Origin of the sequence: Stenotrophomonas sp. S39 (assembly GCF_016624665.1) — a bacterium.
Classification (GTDB): domain Bacteria; phylum Pseudomonadota; class Gammaproteobacteria; order Xanthomonadales; family Xanthomonadaceae; genus Stenotrophomonas.
In genome coordinates this window covers 1-4,694 of sequence record NZ_JACVTT010000167.1, presented here as the reverse complement: position 1 = coordinate 4,694, position 4,694 = coordinate 1, and the positions used below count along the sequence as shown (strand labels likewise).

Genomic DNA, 4,694 nt, shown 5'->3' with positions numbered 1-4,694 from the left:
GGGGGGGTTGCCGGGGCCCCCCCCGCCCCGCGGGGGGGGGGGGGGGGGGCCGGGGGGGGGCGCCCCCCGGGGGTCGGATCTCCATGGATTCAATTCCGATGGAGATCCATCCACGCATGGCGTGGATCTACAATGCCCGCATGCCCCACCCCGCCCTGCCCTGGAATGGCACCCTGCTGCTGGATGCACACGCCGCCCTGCTGCAGGGCCATGCCGGTGGCAGCGGCACGCACGCACACTACGCCCACCAGCTGCTGGTCAGCGACGGCGCGCCCTGGCAGGTGGAGATCGACGGCGTTCCGCACCTCGGCCAACGCCTGTGGCTGCCGTCCTTCGTGCCGCATGCCATCCTCTGCGCGCCGCAGGACGGCTGCACCCTGTTCCTCGAACCGGCCCATGCCGATCTCGAACAGATCCAGCAGCACCTGCACCAGCTGCCCGCCGATATCAGCATCCTGCACGAGCGACTGCCGCAGCTGAGCCGCGCGCAGCCGCTGGACCGCCGCGTGCAGGTGGCACTGGAACGCATCGCCCAGCACCTGCCCGGCCCGGTGCCCGCCGCCGATATCGCCGGGGCCGCGCATCTGTCAACCAGCCAACTGCACCGGCGTTTCCAGTCCGACCTGGCGGTGACCCTGCGTGGCTGGGTGCTGTGGCAGCGCCTGCGCACCGCACTGGCACACCACCTGCACGGTCACAGCCTGACCGACAGTGCACACGCTGCAGGCTTCGCCGATCTGGCCCATCTGTCGCGCAGCCTGCGCCGCATGTTCGGCATCGGCGCGGCACAGCTGCAGGGGCTGCAGCTGCGCGCCACCTGAGGCGCATGCTCAACGACGGCGCAGGCCTTCAGGCACTTCAGGCACCTGCCCATGGGGCAGCTCGCGGAACGGCGCCATCAGTTGCCCGGCATAGTCGCGCGGATAATCCGGCTGGCTGCCGATGCCCAGATCGTGCGTGCCCAACCGGTAGCCCGGTGCATCGAACGCAGTACCCAGCAGGCGGTCCCAGACCGTCAGGAACAGGCCGAAGTTGACGTCGCCGGCGGTGCCGTAGCGCATGTGGTGGAAGCGGTGCAGTGGTGCCCAGGCCATTACCCGGCCGAGTACACCCGGGCGCATGTCCACGTTGGAATGCTGCAGCAGCAGCTGGATGGCAATGGCAAAGGCCAGCACCGCCGCCACCGGCATCGGCAGGCCCAGCGCCAGCAACGGCAGCACCCCGCCCACTGCCTCGGCCGCCTGGTGCAGCGGGTGCTTCATCAGGCCGTTGAACCCGTACATGCGGGTGACGCTGTGGTGCACCGCGTGCAGCCGCCACAACCAGCCGATGCGATGGCTGGCGTAGTGCACCAGGGTGATGCCGAGATCGGCGGCGATGATGGCCACCAGCACCTGCAGCGCGAACGGCCACTGCTGCGGCCACGCCTGCCACGGAATGATCGCCGCCAGCAGCGGGACGGCCGCGATCGACAGCAGGTTCAGGCCTTCGTTGACCAGTGCATGCAGGGTGTCGCGCACGCGATCATCGTGGTCGTGGTTGAACGACGGATCGTAGGGCCAGAGGCGTTCGGCCATGAAGGACACGGCAATGGCGAGGGCCAGCAGGGCCAGCAGCCACAGCGGGTCGCCGTGGTGGTGGCCGACCCAGGCGATGGCTGCGGCGAGGAAGCCGAACAGGAACAGCGGGGCGTACAGGCGGAGGAACCAGAGCTTCATGGGCAACCCGAAACGTGAGGGGCCTGCAGGGTGGCGCCGCGCTCGGCGGGTTGGCTTGAACAAACGACGCAACTGCGTGGTGGGCATGCCGCGGATCTACAATGGCGGTTTCTTCGCGCCCGGGACCGGCATGGACTCCTTCAACCTGATGCGCGCTTTCCGTCGCATCGTCGAGCGCGGCGGGCTGGCCCGCGCCGCCGAGGACCTGGGCATGTCATCGGCCGGGTTGAGCAAGCAGCTGCGCGCGCTGGAATCGCACCTGGGCGTGGTCCTGCTGCAACGGACCACGCGGCGCATGAGCCTGACCGAGACGGGCCATACCTACTACCGCGAGTGCTGCCGCCTGCTCGACGAACTGGACGCACTGGAACGTGGCATTGCCGAGCAGCGTGGCGAGGTGGCCGGGCGGCTGCGCGTCAATGCACCGCAGTCCTTTGCCTTGAGCACGCTGTCGCCGTTGCTGCCGCGCTTCCTGCAGCAGCATCCGAAGGTGTCGCTGGACCTGGTGATGGAAGACCGCCTGCTCGATGCCGTCGGCGAAGGCTTCGATGTCTCGCTGCGGCTCCGCGCCGAACTGGACGACTCGCGGCTGGTGGCGCGCCGCCTGGCCTCGCTGCAGCAGGTGCTGTGCGCGGCGCCATCCTACCTGCAGCAGCACCCCGCACCCGCGGCGGTGGATGACCTGCAGGCGCACAGCGTGCTGGCCTACTGCCTGTCCGACTCACCCGGCAGCTGGCCGTTGCTTGGCCCTGATGGCCAGGTGACGATCACCCTGCCGGCGCGCGTCACCGCCAACAACAGCCTGATGCTGCGCGATCTGCTGGTGGCCGGCATGGGCATCGGCGCCCTGCCCTCGTTCCTGGCGGCGCCGGCACTGGCCCGTGGCGAACTGCAGCAGGTGCTGCCCGACCACCAGTATCCGCCGCGCTTCGTGCATGCGGTCTACCCCACCTCGCGCCACCTGCAGCCCAAGGTCCGTGCCTTCATCGATTTCCTGCACGCCGAGCTGCCTGGCTGCCCCGGCCTGGATTCGTAACCACCAGCGAAAACTGAGCTGCCTGCGGCGTGCTGTTTCGGGCATGCCGCGCTGCCTACTCTGCCGCCTCCCCTCTCACCGATGGCAGGCAGATGTCTTCCGCTCCTTCCCCCGCCACCGCAGCGCCGGTGGTCGATTTCTTCCACGACGTGGTCTGCGGCTGGTGCTTCGTGCTGGCCCCGCGCCTGCAGCAGGCCTCCGCCGAACTCGGCATCCAGGTGCGTCATCGCAGCTTCGTGCTGCAGGACTCGCGCGCGCAGATGATCGAGGTGTTCGGCTCGATGCAGCGCGCCAAGGCAACCATCCTGCGCCACTGGACCGACTGCGCCGCGCATGAAGACAGCGCGCGCATCGATATCGAAGGCATGCGCGCACAGGATTTCGAGTATCCCTCCGGCTGGCTCGGCGCACTGGCCTGCCAGGCTGCAGGGCGGCTGGGCGGCAATGAGGCCCATGGCGCGATGTTCGATGCCGTGCAGTGGGCGCACCTGCACCAGCACCGCAACATCGGCGATGCCGAGGTGCTGCTGGATATCGCCGAATCGCTGGGCCACCCGCGCTGCGCCTTCGCCGGCCACATGCGCAGCGACGAAGTCCGCCGGCGCGTGCAGGCCGACCGCAGCGAAGCCGCTGCCCTAGGCATCCGCTCCATTCCCACCGTAATCGGCGGCAACGGCCTGCGCCTGCAGACCCTGCCGTTGCCGCAGCTGCGCCAGGCCCTGGCCCCTCTGGTCGCGGCCTGAGCCGCACCGTCCCCCACCCTGCAAGGAGATTCCCCATGACCCCACGTCCCCTGGTCACCGCGCTGGCCCTGCTGCTGGCTGGCACCGCCGCCTCCACCACCGTGCATGCGCATGAACGCGTTCCCTCCGGCCAGCAGGTCGGTACCAGCCCCTGGGGGCCGGAGGATGAGATCGGCCGCCTCAACCTGATCACCGAGGCTTCACGCGCGGCGATCCTGTCGCGGGTCAGCGGCGGCAAGGCCTATGACCTGGCTACCGAGTACTACGTCGGCATGCCCAGCTGGCAGGACGCCGGTGACCCGCACTACCAGTTCTGGATGACCCATACCCCGCGCGGCACGGTGATGGACGACCCGATGGGTGTGGGCGAGACCATGAACCTCACCCGCAGCTACACCGGCACCGCATTCTCGATGTACAGCCACACCGGCACCCACATCGATGCGCTGAACCACTTCGGCATCCACGGGAAGATATGGAACGGCTTCGAGGCCGACCAGCATCTCGGCGACCGCGGCTGGAACGTCACCGGCATCGAGAAATTCCCGCCGCTGATCGCGCGCGGCGTGCTGATCGACGTGGCCGGGGCCAAGGGCGTGGACATGCTGCCGGACAGCTACCGGGTCACCCGCCAGGACCTGAAGGATGCGCTGGCTCGCCAGAAGGTGAAGCTGCAGCAGGGTGACATCGTGCTGATCCGCACCGGCCGCATGCGCCTGTTCGAACAGCCGAAGGCGTACATGGCCAACCCGCCAGGCATGGGCCTGGACGCGGCGCGCTTCCTGGTCGAAGACAGCGGCGCGATGATCGTCGGTGCCGACAACCTCAGCTTCGAGACCTTCCCCTCGGAGGTGGCCGACGATTACGTGCCGCTGCACACCTACCTGCTGGCCCAGCAGGGCGCACCGATCATCGAACTGGTGGCGCTGGACGAACTGGCCCGCGACAAAGTCTACGAGTTCGCCTTCATCGGCGGCCCGTTGAAGATCCGCGGCGGCGATGCCGCGCCGCTGCGTCCGGTTGCGCTGCCGGTCCAGCCGTAACCAGGCAGCACCGATGAGCGGGTAGCCGCCGGGCTGGGTCGGCGGCGGACTTTTGCCCTATCCACGCATGGCGTGGATCTACTGATTCGGTCGCCTTTTGCCCATCCACGCATGGCGTGGATCTACTGATTCGGTCGCCTTTTGCCCATCCACG

Annotated in this window: 5 protein-coding genes; 4 read left to right on the top strand and 1 reads right to left on the bottom strand. The window is 68.7% G+C overall.

Translation table 11 applies throughout. The annotated features are described in order from the left end of the window. The first annotated feature begins 116 nt into the window (after positions 1 to 116). Positions 117 to 821, top strand: a complete 705-nt coding sequence (locus tag IAE41_RS21885; protein WP_200734547.1) for a helix-turn-helix transcriptional regulator — start codon at positions 117 to 119, stop codon at positions 819 to 821. 9 nt (positions 822 to 830) lie between these two features. Here the strand turns inward: IAE41_RS21885 and IAE41_RS21880 are convergent, their stop codons facing one another. Then, positions 831 to 1,718, bottom strand: coding sequence for a sterol desaturase family protein (locus IAE41_RS21880; RefSeq protein WP_200734546.1), 888 nt, complete (start codon positions 1,716 to 1,718; stop codon positions 831 to 833). Positions 1,719 to 1,803: 85 nt separating this feature from the next. Between IAE41_RS21880 and IAE41_RS21875 the strand changes: the two genes are divergently transcribed. From IAE41_RS21875 to IAE41_RS21865, 3 genes are all read left to right on the top strand, one after another. Continuing rightward, positions 1,804 to 2,754: a LysR family transcriptional regulator gene (locus IAE41_RS21875; protein ID WP_200734548.1), complete on the top strand. Its 951-nt coding sequence runs from the start codon at positions 1,804 to 1,806 to the stop codon at positions 2,752 to 2,754. 92 nt (positions 2,755 to 2,846) lie between these two features. After that, a complete protein-coding gene (locus IAE41_RS21870; RefSeq protein WP_200734545.1) occupies positions 2,847 to 3,497 on the top strand; it encodes a DsbA family protein in 651 nt (216 codons plus the stop codon). Between the two features lie 35 nt (positions 3,498 to 3,532). After that, positions 3,533 to 4,540, top strand: a complete 1,008-nt coding sequence (locus tag IAE41_RS21865) for a cyclase family protein (protein WP_200734544.1) — start codon at positions 3,533 to 3,535, stop codon at positions 4,538 to 4,540. Positions 4,541 to 4,694 lie beyond the last annotated feature (154 nt).